1 protein-coding gene is annotated in these 685 nt (G+C 32.4%); it reads right to left on the bottom strand.

Features of this window, described 5'->3' with window-relative positions; all coding sequences use genetic code 11:
- Positions 1–123 precede the first annotated feature (123 nt).
- Positions 124–348: a hypothetical protein gene (locus H9635_RS19090; protein WP_191701907.1), complete on the bottom strand. Its 225-nt coding sequence runs from the start codon at positions 346–348 to the stop codon at positions 124–126.
- Between the last annotated feature and the right edge of the window lie 337 nt (positions 349–685).

Genomic DNA, 685 nt, shown 5'->3' with positions numbered 1-685 from the left:
GGTTCGCCACCTGTAGGGCAGGAAGAAAAGTCCCTTTTCTTCGCCTTGCAAGCTTACTTTGAGTAAGTCTGTCAACTCCTTAAAGCACAGGCTACGCCTGTATTTACCGTTGACAGACGGCTACTAATTTCCTTTTGAATAAAGTCTAAAAGAAAATTCCAAACTCAAACGTAAAAACTCGCGCTTTGAAAGTTTGCTTTCGTCAAGCTTATGATCCTTTAGTAATTTCTGCCACTCGGCTTCTACACGTGGATCAGAATAAAGCTTTTTTTCTTCATCAGATAACTGACCTAAACCGACAGCGCCAGATTTGACACCATATTTTTTCATTAAATTGATATAGGACATTCTTTATGTCCTCCTTTCATTCTTGATAAATATAGTTTATCATCAGCTTTTATATATATAAAGCCCTCACCATATTTTTTGCTAAGTGGCTAAATCCTTGATATAATAGGAAATATAAAGAGATATAAAATATACTAATGCAAAAAATTGCGTATATCCTAGCAAAAATACGCAGGAAATTGCATTTAATTTTAAAAAAGGCAAAAAATTGCAGGTAATTTTTTTATGAATAACGAAAAAGATAATCCATTCAATAATATCTTTAATTTTTCTAGTGAAATTAAAGAACCTTTAGCAAGTGAACTAACTGAAAATACAACACAAAATAGCAAAAAAA

The organism is Solibacillus faecavium (assembly GCF_014836905.1).
Taxonomy (GTDB): domain Bacteria; phylum Bacillota; class Bacilli; order Bacillales_A; family Planococcaceae; genus Solibacillus; species Solibacillus faecavium.
The sequence above is the reverse complement of the archived record's forward strand: the minus strand, read 5'-3'. Positions and strand labels throughout refer to the sequence as shown.

Bases quoted from the DNA above. Each gene is read 5' to 3' on its own strand.
- H9635_RS19090 (WP_191701907.1), bottom strand. From the start codon at position 348: ATGTCCTATATCAATTTAATGAAAAAATATGGTGTCAAATCTGGCGCT.